Source organism: Chachezhania antarctica, from assembly GCF_003646465.1.
Lineage (GTDB): Bacteria > Pseudomonadota > Alphaproteobacteria > Rhodobacterales > Rhodobacteraceae > Chachezhania > Chachezhania antarctica.
Genome location: NZ_QZEX01000002.1, coordinates 575,693 through 594,496, shown reverse-complemented (window position 1 = coordinate 594,496; position 18,804 = coordinate 575,693). Strand labels below are relative to the sequence as shown.

At 66.9% G+C, this 18,804-nt stretch carries 15 protein-coding genes; 12 read left to right on the top strand and 3 right to left on the bottom strand.

Annotation, left to right across the window (positions count from 1 at the left end; translation table 11 throughout):
* Nucleotides 1-115 precede the first annotated feature (115 nt).
* Genes D4754_RS06505 through D4754_RS06490 form a run of 4 tightly spaced genes read left to right on the top strand, consistent with a single transcriptional unit; the run spans nt 116 to nt 2,236 of the window.
* On the top strand, nt 116-652 hold the full coding sequence (locus D4754_RS06505) for an EF-hand domain-containing protein (RefSeq protein ID WP_163025802.1): 537 nt from the start codon (nt 116-118) through the stop codon (nt 650-652).
* A 33-nt stretch (nt 653-685) separates the two neighbouring features.
* Entirely contained in the window at nt 686-1,318 is a 633-nt protein-coding gene (locus D4754_RS06500) for an RNA polymerase sigma factor (protein WP_121062086.1), read from the top strand.
* On the top strand, nt 1,305-1,688 hold the full coding sequence (locus tag D4754_RS06495; RefSeq protein WP_121062085.1) for a hypothetical protein: 384 nt from the start codon (nt 1,305-1,307) through the stop codon (nt 1,686-1,688). Before D4754_RS06500 ends, D4754_RS06495 begins: the two co-directional genes overlap by 14 nt.
* Nucleotides 1,688-2,236 (top strand): periplasmic heavy metal sensor, encoded by a 549-nt coding sequence (locus D4754_RS06490; RefSeq protein WP_121062084.1) that lies wholly within the window; start codon nt 1,688-1,690, stop codon nt 2,234-2,236. The genes D4754_RS06495 and D4754_RS06490 overlap by 1 nt, the downstream gene beginning before the upstream one ends.
* 6 nt (nt 2,237-2,242) lie before the next feature.
* Here the strand turns inward: D4754_RS06490 and D4754_RS06485 are convergent, their stop codons facing one another.
* Nucleotides 2,243-2,803 (bottom strand): LOG family protein, encoded by a 561-nt coding sequence (locus D4754_RS06485; RefSeq protein ID WP_121062083.1) that lies wholly within the window; start codon nt 2,801-2,803, stop codon nt 2,243-2,245.
* 104 nt (nt 2,804-2,907) lie between these two features.
* Between D4754_RS06485 and D4754_RS06480 the strand changes: the two genes are divergently transcribed.
* The 4 genes from D4754_RS06480 (at nt 2,908) to D4754_RS06465 (ending at nt 7,662) form a co-directional block, all read left to right on the top strand.
* On the top strand, nt 2,908-4,980 hold the full coding sequence (locus tag D4754_RS06480; RefSeq protein ID WP_240453772.1) for a LysM peptidoglycan-binding domain-containing protein: 2,073 nt from the start codon (nt 2,908-2,910) through the stop codon (nt 4,978-4,980).
* Between the two features lie 28 nt (nt 4,981-5,008).
* Nucleotides 5,009-5,467, top strand: coding sequence for a hypothetical protein (locus D4754_RS24215; protein ID WP_205589583.1), 459 nt, complete (start codon nt 5,009-5,011; stop codon nt 5,465-5,467).
* 104 nt (nt 5,468-5,571) lie between these two features.
* Entirely contained in the window at nt 5,572-7,383 is a 1,812-nt protein-coding gene (locus tag D4754_RS06470) for an ABCB family ABC transporter ATP-binding protein/permease (RefSeq protein WP_121062082.1), read from the top strand.
* Between the two features lie 24 nt (nt 7,384-7,407).
* The gene (locus D4754_RS06465; RefSeq protein ID WP_121062081.1) at nt 7,408-7,662 is read left to right on the top strand and encodes a hypothetical protein; all 255 of its coding nucleotides are present in this window, start codon (nt 7,408-7,410) and stop codon (nt 7,660-7,662) included.
* 499 nt (nt 7,663-8,161) lie between these two features.
* Here the strand turns inward: D4754_RS06465 and D4754_RS06460 are convergent, their stop codons facing one another.
* Entirely contained in the window at nt 8,162-11,929 is a 3,768-nt protein-coding gene (locus D4754_RS06460; protein WP_121062080.1) for an efflux RND transporter permease subunit, read from the bottom strand.
* On the bottom strand, nt 11,926-13,308 hold the full coding sequence (locus tag D4754_RS06455) for an efflux RND transporter periplasmic adaptor subunit (RefSeq protein ID WP_121062079.1): 1,383 nt from the start codon (nt 13,306-13,308) through the stop codon (nt 11,926-11,928). Before D4754_RS06455 ends, D4754_RS06460 begins: the two co-directional genes overlap by 4 nt.
* A gap of 674 nt (nt 13,309-13,982) precedes the next feature.
* Here D4754_RS06455 and D4754_RS06450 point away from each other — a divergent pair.
* The 4 genes from D4754_RS06450 to D4754_RS06435 all read left to right on the top strand — a co-directional run bounded on the left by D4754_RS06450 (nt 13,983) and on the right by D4754_RS06435 (nt 18,799).
* Complete coding sequence (locus tag D4754_RS06450; RefSeq protein WP_121062078.1) at nt 13,983-14,666, top strand: hypothetical protein; 684 nt, start codon at nt 13,983-13,985, stop codon at nt 14,664-14,666.
* A gap of 63 nt (nt 14,667-14,729) precedes the next feature.
* Complete coding sequence (locus D4754_RS06445; protein ID WP_240453771.1) at nt 14,730-16,085, top strand: PQQ-like beta-propeller repeat protein; 1,356 nt, start codon at nt 14,730-14,732, stop codon at nt 16,083-16,085.
* A 395-nt stretch (nt 16,086-16,480) separates the two neighbouring features.
* Nucleotides 16,481-17,932: a ribosome biogenesis GTPase Der gene (gene der / locus D4754_RS06440; RefSeq protein WP_121062266.1), complete on the top strand. Its 1,452-nt coding sequence runs from the start codon at nt 16,481-16,483 to the stop codon at nt 17,930-17,932.
* A gap of 126 nt (nt 17,933-18,058) precedes the next feature.
* Nucleotides 18,059-18,799 (top strand): HisA/HisF-related TIM barrel protein, encoded by a 741-nt coding sequence (locus D4754_RS06435; protein ID WP_121062077.1) that lies wholly within the window; start codon nt 18,059-18,061, stop codon nt 18,797-18,799.
* The last annotated feature ends 5 nt before the right edge of the window (nt 18,800-18,804 follow it).

Here is an 18,804-nt window from a genome sequence, read left to right as displayed (position 1 = left end):
CGCGAAGTGTCAGGCGTTCGGTCCGCACATTTTCTGCGACGGAAAGTTCCCGCTCCACCGTGTCAGGTACAGATCCGGCGGCATGGGGCCTGCCGGACAGGAAGGGAAGATCCAGATGACCAAAATGACCCTTGGCAAACCCGCTCTTGCAGTTCTTGCACTGGGTGTGGGCGTTCTTGCGGCCGGCTCGGCCCTGGCGTTCGGACCCAGCCGCGGCGCGGCGCCGGAACCGGGTTTCATGGAAATCTCGTTCGCCGAGATCGACATCGACGGCGATGGCGAGATCAGCTTCGAGGAGCTGCGCAGCATGGGAACCGCCCGGATGCAGGCCATCGACACCGACAACAGCGGCGGGCTGAGCCTTGAGGAAATGCAGGCGGCCGCCGTGGCCCGGGCATCGGACCGTGCGGCCGGGATGTTCGAGCGGATGGACCGGAACGGCGATGCTGAAGTCACCGCCGACGAACTGCCGAAGCCGCGGCGGACCGGCATGATGTTCGACCGGATGGATCGCGACAGCAGCGGGACGATCTCGGAAGAGGAATTCGCCGAAGCCAAGACGCACATGCAGGAGCGGATGAAGAAAGGCCATCATGGCAAGGACAGCCGTCACGGCAAGCCCGGCCCGGATGACACGCCGAAGGATCAGTGACGAGACGCGGGACGGGGCCTAGACTGCGTGCGAATGAACGACAGCCCGAACATAGCGACGGCCAGGGCGGTCCGGGACTCTTCCCGGGCCGATCCCGTGCCGTCGGACGATGTCTTGCTGGCGCAGTTCGCCCGGGGCGACGACCGGGCGGCGAAGGAACTGGCCGCCCGGCATTTGCCGCGGGTGCTGTCGGTGGCCGTCCGGGTGCTGGGCGACCGGGCCGAGGCCGAGGACGTGGCGCAGGAGGCCTTGCTCAGGCTCTGGCGCATTGCGCCGGACTGGGAGCCGGACCGGGCGAAGGTGTCGACCTGGCTCTACCGTGTGGCGATGAACCTTTGTATCGATCGCAAGCGGCGGGCCCGGGGCGGCACGGTGGATATCGACGCGGTGCCGGAACCGATGGATCCCGCACCAGGCGCGCCCGAGGCGATGCAGGCGAAGGCGCGCCAGGCGGCGCTCGACGCGGCGCTGCAGGCTTTGCCCGACCGCCAGCGGCAGGCAGTGGTGCTGCGGCATATCGAGGGGCTCGCAAATCCCCAGATTGCCGAGATAATGGGCCTTGGCGTCGAAGCGGTGGAAAGCCTGACGGCACGGGGCAAACGGGGATTGAAGGCGGCGCTGGCCGGGCGCCGCGGGGAACTGGGGTTCGACGATGACCAAGCATGAACTGACCGACGCGGAATTGGAGAGGATGCTGGCCGATCTGCGGCTCGACACAGGCCCTGACGACCTGATGGCGCGGGTGCTGGCGGATGCCGCGGCGGAACAGCCGAAGACGGCCCATATCATCCCCCTGGCCGTGCGCCGACGCGCGCCGCGGCGGTTTGCCGGTCAGCTTCGCGCGCAGCTTGGCGGCTGGGCGGGGCTGGGCGGCCTGGCCGCAGCCTGTGCTGCGGGCGTGTGGATTGGCTTCGCGCCGCCGCAGGGCCTGCCGGACCCGGCCGAACTGATGTCGCTTGCCGACAGTGAAATCGAATACATGGACACCCAGCTTCTTGCGGCCATCGAGGCCGAAAGCCTGGCGGAGGACGGATGATGAGCGACAGCGATCTGTCGGAACCAAAACGCCGCGCGCCGGGCTGGATGCGGATCCTGCTGGGCGTTTCGCTGGCGCTGAACCTGCTTGTTCTGGGCTCGGTCCTTGGGATGGCCTTGCGCCTAGGCGGGCCGAAAGGGCCGGATGGGCCGCCGCCGCGGTCGATCGGGTCGCTTCTGTACCGCGAGCTCCCACGGGAGGACCGGCGCGACCTGCGGGCGGAAAGCCGGCAAATCCTGTCGGCATCCGGCAGCGAACGCGGCCCGTCGCCGGAGGAAGAACTGGCCGTGATCGACGCGGGTCTTCGCGCCAATCCGTTCGATCCGGCCGTGATCGAACGGGTTCTGGAAGCCAACGGTCACCGCGTTTTCGATCAGCACAAGGCGTTCAAGTCCGCATGGCTGGACCATGTCGCCGGCATGAGTGCGGCGGAACGGGCCGACTATGCCGACCGCCTGCAAGAGGCGTTCGAACGCCGTCAGGAGCGCTGGCACGACCGCAAGGCGCGCCATGAGGGCCGTGAGCGGGACGACAAGAGCGACGACTAGGGGGCCTCAGCCCTCGGCCGCGAAGGCCGCGCGCAATTGGGCGACGGCTTTCGTGGGCGTTTCCACGGACTGGAAGTGGCTTTTCAGCGACTGATCGGCAAAGCCCTGCGCGATGACGTGGTCGATCAGGCCGGTCAGCGGATCCCAGAATCCTTCGACGTTCAGCACCAGCACCGGCTTGCCGTGCAGGCCCAGCTGCGCCCAGGTCAGCACTTCGAAGAACTCGTCCAGCGTGCCGGCACCGCCGGGAAGAACAACGACCGCATCGGCGTTCATGAACATGACCTTCTTGCGCTCGTGCATCGTTTCCGTGATCACGAACCGGGTCAGGTCGGTCTTGCCGACTTCCAGCTTCATCAGGTGCGTGGGGATGACGCCGAAGGTCTCTCCGCCCGCCGCCTGCGCTGTTCGTGCCACCACGCCCATCAGCCCGACATCGCCCGCGCCGTAGACCAGTCGCCAGCCCTCGCGGGCCAGTGCCGTGCCCAGTTCTTCGGCCGCGTGCAGGTAGGCTGGATTTGCCCCTGCACGTGATCCGCAATACACACAGACGGATTTGGCGCCCATTGGTCGGCCTTTCTGCATTTGCAAGGGGGGTGCGACCTGTTAACCGGTAAGATGGTGGGGCTCAACAGCGTGCAGGAATTTTCTGCGCGCAGCAGGGATGACGAATGGCTGCAGGGTCCGGCGCGGGCAATGACAGGACAGTGCTTTGGATCGCTGCCATTGTTGCAGTGGTCGCAGGGGCCTCTGCGGGCGTCTACTACTATGCAGATGATGTACAAACGCTGTTCGGCGGGAAGCCGCCGGAACGCGCGGCAGAGGAGCCGGCCGCGCCGCAAGCCGAGCCGTCCGACACCGCGTCGGTAGCCCCCGTTTCCGAACCTGCGCCCGAGCCTTCCGAATCGGCCTCGGGGCAGGGGGCGCCGGTGACGGAGGCGACCGGGGACACGGATCAGGCCGATGCCTCACCCGTCGGGGAGGGCGACACCCCCGATCAGACAACCGACGCGCCTGCTGCCGTCAGCGAGGCGCCCGAGGCGGAAGATGCACCGCCGCCCGGCAACGACCCTGCACAACCGTCAGACGAGACTGCCAGCACCGACGCTCCTGAACCGGCGGCTCCTGAACCGACTGCGCCCGAAGCCACGGGCACCGACGCTGCGGAAACGGAAACCGCGCCGGACGAACCGGCAGACGATGACACGCCGGCCGCTGCCCCGGCGGGATCGCTGGCCGCGCCCGAGGTCGATCTGCTGCGGGTCGATCCGGACGGCTCTGTCGTGATCGCGGGAACCTCCGCCCCCGGCGCCGTTGTCATTGCCACCTTCGGCGGACGTGAAATCGCCCGGATGACCGCAGGCCGCGATGGCAAGTACGCGGGCTTTGGCGATGTGGGCGTGGTGACGGAAGAAACACTTATCGAGGTCTTCGCCGAACGCGACGGACAGCGCGTGGAAGCCGCCGATGAATTCTGGGTGCTGCCGTCCGTGGCCGACACCAGCGCCTCGGAGCCGGTCGCCGAGGCAGACGGACCAACGTCCGCAACGGTTGGCGCCACAAACACCGCGACGGATGAGGATGCGACAGGCGACGAGACCACTGCCGAGGCCGCTTCCACCGGACCGGACCTGCCCGACGCGTCCGCCCCGGACGGGTCTGAACCCGAGACGACCGGCAGCACCGCTGCTCTGGCGGACGCCGCAACTGGGGAAGAGCCGGCGCCGGTTACCCGCGCTGTCGCCGACGATACGCCGGTACCGGAGGACACCACACCCTCCACCGACGCCGCGACGCAGTCCACGACAGTCGCGGCCGCTTCGGACGAGGAGACGGAGAGCGCCGTGCCCTCCAGCACCGTGGGATCGACCGAACCTGCCAGCGGCACGACTGAAACGTCCGAAGACAGCGGCGGCACCACCGGCCCGGCGCAGCCTGCGGATACGCAAGAGGCGCCGGCCCGGACCGTCGCGGCAGAGAACACCGCGACCGAAGACGGCCCGGCCGAAAACGTCGCGACCATAGACACCGAAGACGCCACGACAACCGATGCCCCTGCCATCCCGCCCGCCCCCGACACGCAGATCGCCGCCGCGCCTGCCCAGCCGCGGGTCGATGCGAAGGCCGGGGACACATCCCCCACCGTGGACCGCCCGTCGGGCGCGGCGGCCCCCGGTGCCCCGGCGCAGCAGCTGACCGTGTTGCGCACCAGCCGCGACGGGGTCGACGTGGTGCAGCAGGGGGGCTCCCCGACACCGCCCAATGCGCTGGAACGGATCGAGCTTTCGACGATCAGCTATACCGAGGACGGGCAGGTCTACCTGACGGGCAGTTCCGCCGGTGCCTCGACCGTGCGGGTCTACCTCGACAACGTGGCCATCGCCGACATCCCGGCCGACGATGCGGGCCGCTGGCGGGGCGAATTGCAGGGCATCGACCCCGGCATCTACACCCTGCGGCTGGACGAGATCGGGACAGGCGGCACCGTCACCAGCCGGCTGGAAACGCCGTTCAAGCGCGAGAACCCCGAGCAGCTGATCCAGCCCGCCCCCGGAAACGCCCCGCCCGGCGCCGATGGGCGTCCGCGCGCCGTGACGGTGCAGAAGGGCGACACTCTCTGGGCGATTTCGCGCGACCGATATGGCGACGGGCTGCTTTATGTTCAGGTGTTCGAGGCCAACAGGGGAGAAATCCGTGACCCCGACCTGATCTACCCCGGACAGGTCTTCGCGCTCCCAGACTGATGTCACCTGCCGGACAAGGGTCACTGCCATGCCCCTCCTGCACCTTTCCATCAACGCCGCGGCGCCGGAACGCGTGGCCAATGTGCTGGCCCGCGTGCTGGGCGGACGGGCGATGCCGTTCCCGCCTTTCCCCGACTGCTGGATCGCCTTCGCCGCAGAAGACGACGGCACCGCGATCGAGGTCTATCCGCTGACCCACACCCTGCGCGCGGGTCCGGACCAGATCGTCTGCGACGTGGGAGAGGCGGACGCCACGCCCACCTTCGCCCACGCGGCCGTCGCCTCGCCCCTGAACCGGGGGGAGATCCTGGCGCTGGCCGAAGCCGAAGCCTGGAACGGCCGGATCTGCAACCGCGGGCCGTTCGAGTGCGTGGAGCTCTGGATCGAAAACCGGCTGCTGATCGAGGCCCTGGACCCGGCCATGCAGGCCGATTACCGGCCCGGCATGACCATGGCGCGCTGGGCCGCTGTGTTCGGGCTGGAGTGATCTGCGCAAGGGGCGGGCCGGGTGTGCGCGGCTGACGGCTGGCCATTTCACCCTGTCCGCCCTATCTGATGAGCTTGTTCGTTCCGGAAAAAGGCCCGCCCCACATGACCGACACATCCAGCCCCCAGGTTGTCACTGCCCGGGACGAGCGCCGCTCCGGCTGGCGCGTGCTGGAACGTGTCGTGCCTTACCTGTGGCCGCAGGAGCCGACATGGGTCCGCCCCCGGGTCGTGGGGGCGATGATCCTGCTGGTGCTGGCCAAGCTGATCACCGTGGCCACGCCGTTCTTCTACAAGGGCGCGGTGGACGGGCTGGCCAAGGATGCGCTGCCGATGCTGGGCCTCAGCGCCGTGGCGCTGACCGTGGCCTACGGCCTGTCGCGGCTGATGATGGCGGGCTTCCAGCAGCTGCGCGACGCCGTCTTCGCCCCCGTCGCCCAACGCGCCCTGCGGCAGCTGGCGTTCGAGACGTTCAACCACATCCACGCGCTGTCCATGCGCTACCACATTTCGCGCCGGACCGGGGGGCTCTCGCGGATCATCGAACGCGGCGTGAAGGGGGTGGAATTCCTGCTCCGCTTCGTGCTGTTCAGCGTGGGGCCGCTGATCTTGGAACTGCTGCTGGTGGGGATCATCCTGACCACGATGTTCGACATCTGGTACCTGGTGATCGTGGCGGTGACGATCTTCTTCTACGTCGTCTTCACCTTCGTCGTGACCGAATGGCGCGTGAAGCTGCGCCGGCAGATGAACGACAGCGACACCGATGCCAACCAGAAGGGCATCGACAGCCTGCTGAATTACGAAACAGTCAAGTATTTCAACGCCGAAGCGCGCGAGGCCGGCCGCTATGACATAGCCATGCGCGGCTATGAAAGTGCGGCGCTCAAGACTTCCTATTCCCTGTCCTTCCTGAATTTCGGGCAGAGCCTGTTCATCACCAGCGGCCTGATCGGCGTGATGGTGCTGGCGGCGCTCGGCGTGCAGGACGGCTCCCTCACCGTAGGCGATTTCGTGATGGTCAACGCCTACATGATCCAGATCACCGTGCCGCTGGGCTTTCTGGGCACCGTCTACCGCGAGATCCGGCAGGCGCTGGTCGACATGGGCGAGATGTTCGAACTGCTGGAACAACCGGCCGAGATCAAGGATGCCCCCGACGCGCCCGACCTGAAGGCGGGGGGCGGAGAGATCACGTTCCGCGATGTCCGCTTCGGCTATGACCCGGACCGCGAGATCCTGAAGGGTATCGACCTGACGGTGCCCGCGGGCAAGACTGTGGCCATCGTGGGCGCGACGGGTTCGGGCAAGTCGACCATCGGGCGGCTTCTGTTCCGGTTCTACGAGGTGACGGGCGGCGCGATCGAGATCGACGGACAGGACATCCGGTCGGTGACCCAGGACAGCCTGCACCGGGCCATCGGGGTGGTTCCGCAGGACACGGTCCTCTTCAACGACACCATCCGCTACAACATCGGCTACGGACGCGACGGCGCCACGCAGGACGAGATCGAGGACGTCGCCCGCGGCGCCCGGATCCACGATTTCATCGCCGGTCTGCCCGAAGGCTACGATACGCCGGTGGGCGAACGCGGCCTGAAGCTTTCGGGCGGAGAGAAGCAGCGCGTGGGCATCGCCCGAACGCTGCTGAAGGACCCGCCGATCCTGCTTCTGGACGAAGCGACCAGCGCGCTCGATACCGAGACCGAGGCGCAGATTCAGGATGCTCTTGAACGTGCGGGGCAGGGACGCACGGTGATCGTGATCGCGCACCGGCTGTCAACCGTGGCCGATGCCGACCGGATCGTCGTACTGCACGAGGGCGAAATCGCCGAGACCGGCACGCATGAAGGTCTGCTGGCCCGAGGTGGCCGGTATGCGTCGCTGTGGCAGCGGCAACAGTCCGAGGCCGCCTGACCCGGCCTTTTCCTGGAGGCTCCGATGCGCTTTGCCTTCCCCCATAGCCACGCCTTCCGGGGCGGTCGCGTCACGGTCGAAGATGACGGCGGCGCGCCCCCGGCCTGTTTGGTCGAGTTCTCGGACGGTGTGACCGTCATGGGTGAGTTTCGCCACGACGGTCCTGACATCGTGCTGGATGTCCCCGCCTACCGAACTTCCAAGGGAACGGATGTCGGCGCGCGGCGCTGGCGTCTTTCCCGCAGCGAGGCGGGGGTGTGGCGGACGACGCGGATGTGACGGGCGTGTCCCTCCGCTGGACTGCGTCCTCGTGAGGCACGGCGAAAGACTGTATGCCGGATCTACGCCGTCTCAGAATGGCGCTTTCCAGTTTCATATTCGGCAGGGCCGGGCGTCTGAAGGCTGCGGCGCGCGTTGCGGAGCCGCCGTCGGCTGAGGGCCGGTCATATCCTGCGTGCGCTATATGGGGCGGGCGCGGGGGCGGGTCGTGGCTTTACGCTTGATCTGCACCAGCGACAGGATCCCGGAGCAACTCTGTCGGCGGATGCACGGCCTTTGCCGTGGAGGTGGCGGTAAGGAGCCGTGAGCCGTGTGGGGCGTCGTCAGGGCCGAGACGCGGAACCGGTCGCCCTTTGGATGCGTCGGACGCGGGAAGGTGCGTGCAGAGCACACACCCTACGCCAAGTTCCGGTCTCCCAGGCCAAGGTTCCCCCAACGGTGATCAACTTCCGACGCGCGGTAGGGTGCGTGGTTTCCACGCACCGCACCGGTCCACCGGTCACTCCGCCGCGCGGAGCGGCGTGTGCCGCCGGTCGCCGGGCGGTTTGGGGCTGTCGGTTTCGTCGTCCCACAGGATCTCGGTCGCCTTCACCTTCCGCGCGTTGCGGCGCAGGCGCATGTCGCGGGCGATGCGGCTGGAGCGGCCACCGGTGACGCGCGCCAGAAGACGGCCCAGAAGCGCCAGGTAGGTGCCCAGCCAGACCCGGATAGCCAGCAGCGACGGCGTCACGATCAGCGTCAGCACCGTGGCCACGCCCAGCCCGAAGACGACCGCCGTGGCCAGCTGCTTCCACCACAGCGCCGTGGGGCTGTCGATGGAATAGCCGCCGTTGATGAAGTCGAGCGACAGCCCGAACATCATCGGCGCAAGACCCGCCATCGTTGTGATCGTGGTCAGCAGCACCGGACGGATCCGGCTTTCCGCGGTGCGGATGATCGCCTCGATCCGCGGCATGTACTGCGAATATTCCTGGTAGGTGTCGATCAGGACGATGTTGTTGTTCACCACGATCCCGGCCAGCGCCACGATGCCCGTCCCGGTCATGATGATCGAGAACGGCTGGTTCATCACCATCATCCCGATCAGCACGCCGGTGGTCGACAGGATCACCGCCAGCAGCACCAGCACCGAGTTGTAGAAGCTGTTGAACTGCGCCAGCAGGATGATGAACATCAGCCCCAGCGCGCCAAGAAAGGCCTTCGACAGAAACTCCTGGCTTTCTGCCTGTTCCTCCTGGTCGCCGGTCCATTCCCATTCGATGCTCGCGGGCAGGGGATTGGTGTCCAGCCATTGCGTCAGACCTTCGATCCGTTCGTTGGCGTTGACCGGAACGAACCGCGCGTCGTCGTCGATGGCGTCCTGCACCGCCGCCACGCTTCCGGCGTCCTGCAGCGTCACCAGTTCATACCTGTCGCCGGTCGAACGTGTCAGGACGTCGCCGTCGGCCAGCTGGCCATCGGCCAGCAGCCGCAACATGGCGAGTGTTGTGGGATCGTCGACGGGGCCTGTCCGGATCTCGAACAGGCCGGCACCGACATCCGCTTTCACGTCATAGAACCGCTTCTGGTCCACGCGGTTGATGGTGGCGATCTTTTCCACCGGCGTGCGGCTGATGAAGTTGGACAATGGCACCAGCCCGTCGGCCGTGCGCACCTTCAGCGTGTCGAGCGTGGATAGGACGCGGAACTGCTCGGGCAGACGGACGCGGATATCGATCTCCTCGTCCGAGGTGTCGACGCGCATCGTGTCCAGAAGGATGCCGCGGGTGACAAGCTGCACCATCGCGCCCACCGTTGCCACGTCGGCGCCGAAGCGGCCCGCCTTTTCGACATCGACGTCGATCTGCCAGTCGATGCCGGGCAGGGGGAGGCTGTCCTCGATCTCGATCAGGCCCGGTGTTTCCTCGAAACGGTCGCGCGCGATCAGGGTGGCGGCGGTCAGTTCGTCCCAGTTGTCGCCCTTCAGACGCAGGTGGAGCGGCTTGCCTTCGCCCGGGCCCTGCGAGAGCGGTTTGACCTCGACGATGAAGCCGTGGAGCTTGGCCAGTTCGGCCTTCAGCTCGTCCAGCACGTAATCGCCGTCATATTCCGGCACCGTCGTTTCGCTGGTGAAGAGCCCCCCCAGGAAATCGCGCTTGTTGGTGGGGCGGTCTTCCCACGGAATGATCTCGAACTGGACCTGGCCCACCGTGTCGGGTGGCAGCTGCGCGCCCGACGCATCGGTGTTCAGCCCGCCATCGCCCGCGAAGGCGAAGACGTTGACGACGGCGGGATGGGCCGAAATCACGCGCTCGGCCTCGCGCACCATGGCGTCGGTTTCCGTCAGCGAGACGTTGCCTCGCGCCCGAACATAGGCGGTGGCCTGCTCCGGTTCGCTTTCCACGAAGAATTCCACACCCAGCGAGCGTTCGTTGAACATCACGAAGGTGGTCGCCACGGCAAGTCCCACCACGGCCAGCGCGACGACCGGCATGATCGGGTTGCCGACGATGATCTTGATGACCCAGCCGAAGGGGGTATAGCCACTGCCCGTCTTCACCTTGCGGGCCTTGCGCTCCAGCTTGGCGGCCCCCAGCGTGATGGACGACAGGAAGGCGCCGGTCAGGAACAGCACGGCGCCAAGGATCGACCCCGCCGCACCCGCACCGAAGGGCAGGAGATAGGCCGGGTTCAGCGTTTGCATCGCGCCGATGAACATCAGGTACATCGACGGCGGCACCAGAATGGCCCGCACGATCCACGGCAAGCGGTCGCGCAGGATGTCGGAGCCATACTGGAATGTCCTGCTGATCCGGCCGGAAACGCCGCCCACGACCGGCAGGTAGACCAGCGCCACCACCAGAGAGGCCGTCAGAACGAAGATCAGCGTCACGGGCAGCATGCCCATGAACTCGCCCGCGACGCCGGGCCAGAACAGCATCGGCAGGAAGGCGCAAAGTGTCGTCGCGGTGGACGAGATGATGGGCCAGAACATCCGCTGCGCCGCCTCGACATAGGCGTGCATCGGGCCAGAGCCTTCCTTGATCCGCTTGTCGGCATATTCAACGACGACGATTGCGCCGTCGACCAGCATCCCCACGGCCAGGATCAGGCCGAACATGACGATGTTGGAAATCGAAACGCCCATGAGGGCAAGGAACGCGAAGCACAGAAGGAACGAGGTGGGGATCGCAAAGCCCACCAGCAGCGCGGCACGGGACCCCAGCGCGCCAAGGATCACGATCATCACCAGCGCCACGGCCGTCAGGACAGAGCCTTCAAGCTGGCTGACCATCGAGCCCACGACACGGCTCTGGTCGTTCGATGTGCCCACCTGAACGGCGGCCTGCAATTCGGGCGGCCATTCCGTCTGTGCTTCCTTGATGCTCGCCTTCACCTGGTCGACCGTGTCGATCAGGTTGTAGCCCTTCCGCTTCACCACCTGCAACGCGACGGTGTCCTGACCATTGAACCGGGCGGTGCCGGCGCGGTCTTCGAAGGTGAAGTTGATCCGGGCCAGATCGCCCAGCGTCACCACGCGGTCGCCGTTGGTCTTCACGGGCAGGGTATAGATGTCCTGCGCGGTCTTGAACGAGGCCGGGATCTTGACGGAAAACTTGCCCTGCGCGGTTTCCACCTCGCCCGCGGCGATCAGCTGGTTGTTGTTCTGGACGACATTGATCAGCTCTCCGGCAGTGACGTTGTAGGATTCCAGCCGCAGCGGATCGATCACCACTTCGACCATCTCTTCGCGGTCGCCCGCCAACCCGGCCTCCAGCACCGCGTCCAGACTTTCCAGCCGGTCCTGCAACTGGCTGGCGACGCGGGTCATTGTCCGTTCCGGCACCGGGCCGGTCAGGTTGACGATCACGATGGGGAATTCGGAAAAGTTGATCTCGGTGATCGTATACTGTTCGGCCCCGTCGGGGAAAAATGCCTGCGCCGCGTTCATCGCGTCGCGCACGTCGGCCATGATGGCCTGCTTGTCCCAGCCGAATTCGAATTCCAGCGCCACCCCGGCATAGCCTTCGGCGGCCGTCCCCGTCATCTTCTCCAGCCCGTCCAGATCGGCGAGCTCGGTCTCCATCGGTTTGACCAGAAGGCTTTCGCTGTCTTCCGCGGAAATGCCCGGGAACTGGACCGATATGAACAGGGCCGGGATCTCGATATCCGGCTCGCCTTCCTTGGGCAGGCTGACATAGGCGAACCCGCCGATCAGCAGCGACAGCACGATGAAGGCAATGACCATCCGCGCCCGTGACGCGGCCCAGTCGACGATACCGGTCATGGTTTGGTCTCCGCCGTGCTTGCGTCATCCCCGTCGCCGTGGATGTCGTCCTTGTAGGTCACGCTGACGGGGATGCCCGCGGTCACGTAATCCTGGCCCACCACGATCACGTTGGCCTCGTCCGCCAGACCGTCGACCCAGATCCCGTCGACATCGTCGCGGATCAGTTCGACCGGGTGGAAGCCCACGATGCCGTCCGATTCCACCGTTCTCACACCCAGCGTGCCGTCATTGTTGAGCGTCAGCGCCGATTGCGGCAGCTTGTGCGCCTGCTTGCCCGCGGCCGAGATCGCGATTTCGGCGGTCTGGCCGTCGCGGATCTTCAGGTCGGGGTTGGGGACGGTGATTTCGGTCAGGAACGTCCGGGTGGTCGGGTCGGCCGAGCGGCCGATGAAGGTCACCTGTCCGGTCACGGTTTCGCCCGTGGCCAGCCGTGCACCGGCCTGCGCGCCCATGTCGATGCGCGCGATCTGGGTTTCCGGGACAAAGCCCACCAGCTTCATCGGATCAAGCTGGATCACCGTGGCGCACAGCCCGCCGGCCTGCAGCAGGCTGCCCAGTTCCGCCGTGTCGGTTTCCAGAAGCCCGTCGAAGGGCGCCCGGATCTCAAGAAGATCCAGTTCACGCTCGGCCTTGGCCAGCGACGCCTCGGCGCCTTCGATCCCGGCCTTGGCCCCTTCCAGCGCGCTTTCGGCGGCGGCGATGGAGGCCTGCGCCGTACGCTGGCCCGCGCGCCGTGCGGCCAGCGTGCTGGTCGAGGTATAGCCGCCCTTGTTCAGTTGCTCGGCTGCCGTCAGGTCGATGTTGGCCTGCTCAAGCGAAGCTTCTGCCTGTGCGAGCATCGCGGCGGCTTCGGGTTCGGCGCTTTTCGCCTGTGCCAGTGCCGCGCGGGCCTGTTCGACGTCCTGAAGGCGCGTGGCTTCATCCAGCTTGCACAGTATGTCGTCCTTCTTGACGAAGGTCCCCTTGCGCAGCGGCTCCGACACGATCCGGGCCGTGGTCTCGGCGCGCACCTCGACCTCGCGCATGGCGCGGGTTTCGCCGCGCAGGATCACCGCGCTGTCGACCGACTGCGCCTTCGATCTCAGGGCAACGACGCCGATGGTGCCTTTCGCGGGCTCGGCCGCGGGGCTGGTGGTCGTGTCCGTCGTGGCGGCGGTCGTGGCGTCCGTCGCCGTGGCGGCGCCGGCGTCGGGCGTTACGGCGGCGGTGCGGGTGTCGTCAGCGGCGCCGGCTTCGGTCGCATTTGCACTGTCGTCCGGCGAGATCACGGACGCCAGATCATTACGCGCGAAGGCCATCAGCGCGTCGCGCTGAAACACGGCAAGGTACAGCGCTACCATCACCAGGATTGCTGTAAGAATGGGAATCAGTCGCATATGCGGTCGTCCTGAAAATGTCTTTGGTAGGGTCTGCCCGTGTGGACCATGACAGGGGCAGTCAGCCCCGCAATTCGTGCATGGTCACGTCCGTACCCCTCGCGGGTGGGGGAGCCGGACCCTTTGAGCCGTCGATCTGCTGCGCCACCGGGGCCATACAAGCAGGCCTTCCCGCCCGCGTGCTGCCACGAAACGACCGGTCTGGCCAAGGATCTTTTGCAGAATGTGCTGCAGGGCAGCATGATTTCAAGCGGGAATGCCGGACTCCGCCGCATTTCATCCGGCAGCGACGGGTGCCGGGCTGGCCTCCGGGCACGTGCAGGGGGCGGCAACGGCCTGTCTCTGCGCCGCAGCAATTGCCTTGGGTCCATCGTGTCCATCGCCAGGTTCCTGTCCAGTCCGTGCGGCGGTGTGCAGACCGGTTTTGACGGCCTGTGTAGTCACTGATCGGTGATATAGTGCGCTCCGCGTCTAAACTGAACAGTTTAGCTGAAACTTTTTTTTGGATCGGTCACGGGATGCCGCGGGGCGGCATTTCGTCGGACGCGTCTCAACGAGTGGCCGGGTGCCCTTGGATTGTCGTTCCGGGCAGAGTAAGAGGGCGCGGCACGCAAGGTTTTTCGCGGGAACGCGGGGGGCTAAAGCGGGAAACAAGCGAAGAAGGGCAGCGCCGGATGAGCAACACGGACAGTTTCATCGACGAGGTGACCGAAGAGGTCCGTCGAGACCGCATGTTCGCGCTGATGCGGCGGTATGGCTGGATTGCCGTTGCGGCCGTGCTGCTGATCGTCGGCGGTGCGGGCTACAACGAATACCGCAAGGCAAGCCTGCGGTCGTCGGCCGAAGCGCTTGGCGATGCGGTGCTGGCGGCGATGGCCGAAGATCGGGCCGATGCCCGCGCCGGCGCGCTCGATACCGTGGCCCAGCAATTCGCGGCCGACGATCCCGATGGCGCGACCGTGGTGCGGCTGCTGGCCGCCGGAACCGAAGCCGAGGCGGGCGAGCCTGCCGCGGCGGTTTCGGGGTACGAGGCCGTGGCCGCGTCGGATGCGCTGCCGGAGGTCTACCGCCAGATCGCCCGCTTCAAGGCTTTGACGCTGAGCGACAGCGGCATCGGCACGGATGACAAGCGCACCGGTTTCGAAGCGCTGGCGACGCCGGGCTCTGCCGTGCGGCTTCTGGCCGAGGAGCAGCTGGCGCTCCTGGACATCCAGGCGGGCGAGCAACAGGCGGCAATCGACCGCCTGCAGACGATTTTGATGGACTCCCAGGTCTCCGAGCGCTTGCAACAGCGGGTCAGCCAAGTGATTGTGGCCCTTGGCGGCACGCCGAACAGCGTGCCGGGGGCGCCGGGATAAGGCGCGACCGACGCGATCCCGAACGGGCAGGCGTGATACAGACGGGCAGATGACAGGCGACCGATGACAGTACCTTTTGCGCTTCCGCGGACCGTCGTGGCCGGATTGATGGCAGGTCTCCTGCTGGTCCTGACCGCCTGCGAGGAAAAAGAAGTCATCCTGCCCGGCGAGCGGCAGGATGTCCGGACGGTCGTGGGCGGCGGCGGCGCGGCCGAGCCCGAGCCGGCGGCAACCCCCAGCCAGAACAAGACCCTGCCGATCAGCCTGCCCGGCCAGACGGTCAACGCGTCGTGGGAGCAGAGCTTCGGCACGCAGGCCTTCCGCGTGTCCCATGCCGCGCTGAGCCCGGCGCCGCAGCCCGCGTGGTCGGCGCCCATCGGCAAGGCCGACACGCGCCGGCAGCGGATCACGGCGACACCCGTGGTTGGCGGCGGGCGGATCTTCACGATGGATTCGGGCGCGACCGTGACCGCGACCTCGACCGCCGGTCAGACGGTCTGGAGCGTCGATGTCACGCCTGCGGGCGAGGCCGAGACCAGCGCCACCGGCGGTGGGCTGGCTTATGACAACGGCACGGTCTACGTCTCCTCCGGCTTCGGCAACCTGACGGCGCTGGACGCGACATCTGGCGGCGTGCGCTGGCAGCAGAAGCTGGGCGGAACCGGGAACGGCACGCCGATGGTGTCCGGCGGGCTCGTCTACCTCGTGTCGGGCGACGATACCGGCTGGGCGATCGAAACGAAAACGGGCCGGATCGCGTGGCAGTTCGCGGGCTCGCCCTCGGTTGCCAATATCCTGGGCGGCCCGGCACCCGTGCTGGCGGGGCCTCTGGCGGTCTTTGCCTTCGGGTCGGGCGAGTTGATCGCCGTCTTCTCGAAAGGCGGGTTGCGGCGGTGGTCGGCGTCGATTTCCGGACAGCGGCTGGGCCGCGCGGTGTCGCGGATCTCGGACGTGACGGGCAGCCCGGTCGTTGACGGTGGCAAGCTTTATGCCGGCAACCATTCCGGCCGCCTTGCGGCGTTCGACACGGGCGGCGGCGGTCGGATCTGGACCGCGCAGGAAGGTGCGCTGGGGCCAGTCTGGCCGGTCGGTGGGTCCGTGTTCCTTGTCTCGGACACGAACCGGTTGATCCGGGTGAGTGCAAGCGACGGCGCGCCGATATGGGCCGTGGACCTTCCGGGCTTCGTCAAGGACCGCCCGAAGCGCCGCGGGCCGGTCTATGCCAATTACGGACCGATCCTTGCAGGCGGGCGCATCGTGATTGCCTCCTCCGACGGCAATCTGCGGTTCTTCGATCCCACGAACGGGGCGCTGACCGCCACGGCCGAGATCCCCGGCGGCGCGGCCTCGGCGCCGGTCGTCGCGGGCCGGACGCTTTATGTCGTGTCGCGCAAGGGGCAGCTTCACGCGTTTCGCTGACGTTTCCGGCGTCGGGACCGCCCGTGTCCCGCGCCCGCCCGCCCACCCCGCGGGACACGGGCGGCCCCTATCGTTCCTGCTTTGGCGGCTCTGAAGAGGCTCTGGCTCACCACGAAGAGGGTCGCCCGCTTCGCAGATCCGCCATCGCTTCTGCTGCCTGATCCATGACCCCGCCCGCATCAAGGGCAAGCCGCGCTTCGCGCGGGGCGCGGGCGCCCCCTTGACGCGGACGGCGCCATGGCTCTGATCGGCAGCGCGATGGCGGCTCCGCGAAGAGGGCTGGGGCGGTTCCGCAGAGGACGGCATGCTTCGGATCATGGCTTTCGCGTTGGGATCGGATAGGGTAAGGCGGCGGCTTGACGCCGCTTTCGCGGCCTGATGTTGAGAATTCCGGGATGTCTTTCACGCTCGCCATTGTCGGACGGCCCAATGTGGGCAAGTCCACGCTGTTCAACCGTCTTGTCGGCAAGCGGCTGGCGCTGGTCGACGACCGTCCCGGTGTCACCCGCGATCTGCGCGAAGGCGATGCACGGCTGGCCGATCTGCGGTTCACCGCGATCGACACCGCGGGGCTGGAAGACGCCACCGATGATAGCCTTGAAGGCCGGATGCGGCGGCTGACGGAGCGCGCCGTGGGCATGGCCGATATCTGCCTGTTCGTCATCGACGCGCGCGCCGGCGTGACCTCGGCCGACCGGATGTTCGCCGAGATCCTGCGCAAGCGGTCGGCCCATGTGATCCTGGCGGCCAACAAGGCCGAAGGATCGGCCGCGGATGCCGGGGTGATGGAAGCCTACGAGCTGGGCCTGGGTGAGCCGGTGCGGCTGTCGGCCGAGCATGGCGAAGGGATGATGGATCTCTACACGTTGCTGATGCCCGTGGCCGACGAACTGGCCGAAGCGGCGAAGGCCGCGCTGCCCGAGATCGACGTCGAACTGCCCGAGGGCGAAGACGACAGCGGCGATTACGTGCGCGAGATCACCAGGGCCAAGCCCCTGCAGATCGCCGTGATCGGGCGGCCGAATTCCGGCAAGTCGACGCTGGTCAACCAGATCCTGGGCGAGGAACGTCTGCTGACGGGACCCGAGGCCGGGATCACGCGCGACGCGATTTCCGTTCAGATGGACTGGGACGGCACGCCCGTCCGGATCTTCGACACCGCCGGCATGCGCCGCAAGGCGAAGGTTCAGGAGAAGCTGGAGAAGCTTTCCGTGGGCGACGGCCTGCGGGCCGTGCGCTTTGCCGAGGTTGTCGTCGTGCTGCTGGATGCCGCGATTCCGTTCGAAAGCCAGGATCTGCGCATTGCCGACCTCGCCGAACGGGAAGGGCGCGCCGTTGTCGTCGCTGTGAACAAGTGGGACATCGAGGACGAGAAACAGAACAAGCTGAAGGATCTGAAGGAAGCGTTCGAACGGCTGCTGCCGCAGCTGCGCGGCGCGCCCCTGGTCACCGTATCTGCCAAGACGGGGCGGGGGCTCGACCGATTGCACGGCGCGATCCTGAAGGCGCACCGGGTCTGGAACGCGCGGATCACCACGGCGCAATTGAACCGCTGGCTGGCGGAAATGATCGCGCAGCATCCGCCCCCGGCGCCCAATGGGCGTCGGATCAAGATCCGCTACATGACGCAGATCAAGACGCGGCCGCCGGCCTTCGTGGCGATGTGTTCGAACCCCGACAAGCTGCCCGACGCCTATTCGCGCTACCTGGTCAACGGCCTGCGCGAAAGCTTTGACATGCCGGGCACGCCGATCCGGATGACGATGCGCGGGCAGGCGGACAAGAACCCCTACAAGAACCGCAAGAAGCCGGGGCCAAGCAAGCTGCGGAAACACCTGAACAAATAACGATCCGTTAACCGCCGGCGAAGACGTATACGTTTTGCCGAAGGATTATGCTAAAATCCGCCCGGTTGCCGAGTCTCCGGGCGGTGTTTGTTCGCCCTCCACCAGACAGAGGACGGACATTTACCCATGCAGATCACCCCGGTTATCGAACTTCTGAACGGCCATTGCGTCTCCCGCCCTGCGGGGAGCGAGGCCGAACCGACCCAATGGCACGACGATCCCGTCGAGACCGCCTGCCGCTTTGCCGCCGAGGGCGCGACATGGCTTCGGGTCACCGACCGTGGCGCGGCGCTGGGTGACGAGGCGCACCAGGACGTGATCGACGCGATCATCCGGCAGGTGGGCATTCCGGTCGAACTGGGCGGCGGGTTGCGGTCTCGGCAGCGGATCGAGACCTGCATCGACCGGGGCGCGGGCCGCATCGTCGTCAGCACGCTGGCGGTTTGGGAGCCCGATATCGTGGCGGCCCTGGCAAAGTATCATCCCGACCAGATCGTGCTGGCGCTGGATCTGTGGCAGGGCAAGGTTGTGACGCACGGCCGGAAGGAAACCTGCGCGATCACGCCGGAGGATCTTCTGGCCTTCTACGCGGATGTCCCGCTGGCCGGCATTGCCGTGACGTCGCTGGGCGCGGTCGAAGATGTCGAGGCGCGGATCGCGGCGGTGGCGACACTGGCCGGTATCTCCCGCGCGCCTGTCTTTGCCGATGGCATCGTCAACACAGCCGACGACCTGTCGCGCCTGACCTATGTGCCGGGAATCGCGGGCGTCCTGCTGGGCGATCCGCTTCATCGCGGCACGCTGGACATGGCGCAGGCGCTGGAGATCGTCCAGAAGGGCACTGCGCCGGTGGCCGAATTCATCTGACACGA

Coding starts and splice junctions, on each gene's coding strand:
- D4754_RS06450 (WP_121062078.1), top strand. CDS start 13,983: ATGAGCAACACGGACAGTTTCATCGACGAGGTGACCGAAGAGGTCCGT.
- D4754_RS06445 (WP_240453771.1), top strand. CDS start 14,730: ATGACAGTACCTTTTGCGCTTCCGCGGACCGTCGTGGCCGGATTGATG.
- D4754_RS24215 (WP_205589583.1), top strand. CDS start 5,009: ATGCCCCTCCTGCACCTTTCCATCAACGCCGCGGCGCCGGAACGCGTG.
- D4754_RS06500 (WP_121062086.1), top strand. CDS start 686: ATGAACGACAGCCCGAACATAGCGACGGCCAGGGCGGTCCGGGACTCT.
- D4754_RS06485 (WP_121062083.1), bottom strand. CDS start 2,803: ATGGGCGCCAAATCCGTCTGTGTGTATTGCGGATCACGTGCAGGGGCA.
- D4754_RS06505 (WP_163025802.1), top strand. CDS start 116: ATGACCAAAATGACCCTTGGCAAACCCGCTCTTGCAGTTCTTGCACTG.
- D4754_RS06480 (WP_240453772.1), top strand. CDS start 2,908: ATGGCTGCAGGGTCCGGCGCGGGCAATGACAGGACAGTGCTTTGGATC.
- D4754_RS06490 (WP_121062084.1), top strand. CDS start 1,688: ATGAGCGACAGCGATCTGTCGGAACCAAAACGCCGCGCGCCGGGCTGG.
- D4754_RS06460 (WP_121062080.1), bottom strand. CDS start 11,929: ATGACCGGTATCGTCGACTGGGCCGCGTCACGGGCGCGGATGGTCATT.
- der (WP_121062266.1), top strand. CDS start 16,481: ATGTCTTTCACGCTCGCCATTGTCGGACGGCCCAATGTGGGCAAGTCC.
- D4754_RS06435 (WP_121062077.1), top strand. CDS start 18,059: ATGCAGATCACCCCGGTTATCGAACTTCTGAACGGCCATTGCGTCTCC.
- D4754_RS06470 (WP_121062082.1), top strand. CDS start 5,572: ATGACCGACACATCCAGCCCCCAGGTTGTCACTGCCCGGGACGAGCGC.
- D4754_RS06465 (WP_121062081.1), top strand. CDS start 7,408: ATGCGCTTTGCCTTCCCCCATAGCCACGCCTTCCGGGGCGGTCGCGTC.
- D4754_RS06455 (WP_121062079.1), bottom strand. CDS start 13,308: ATGCGACTGATTCCCATTCTTACAGCAATCCTGGTGATGGTAGCGCTG.
- D4754_RS06495 (WP_121062085.1), top strand. CDS start 1,305: ATGACCAAGCATGAACTGACCGACGCGGAATTGGAGAGGATGCTGGCC.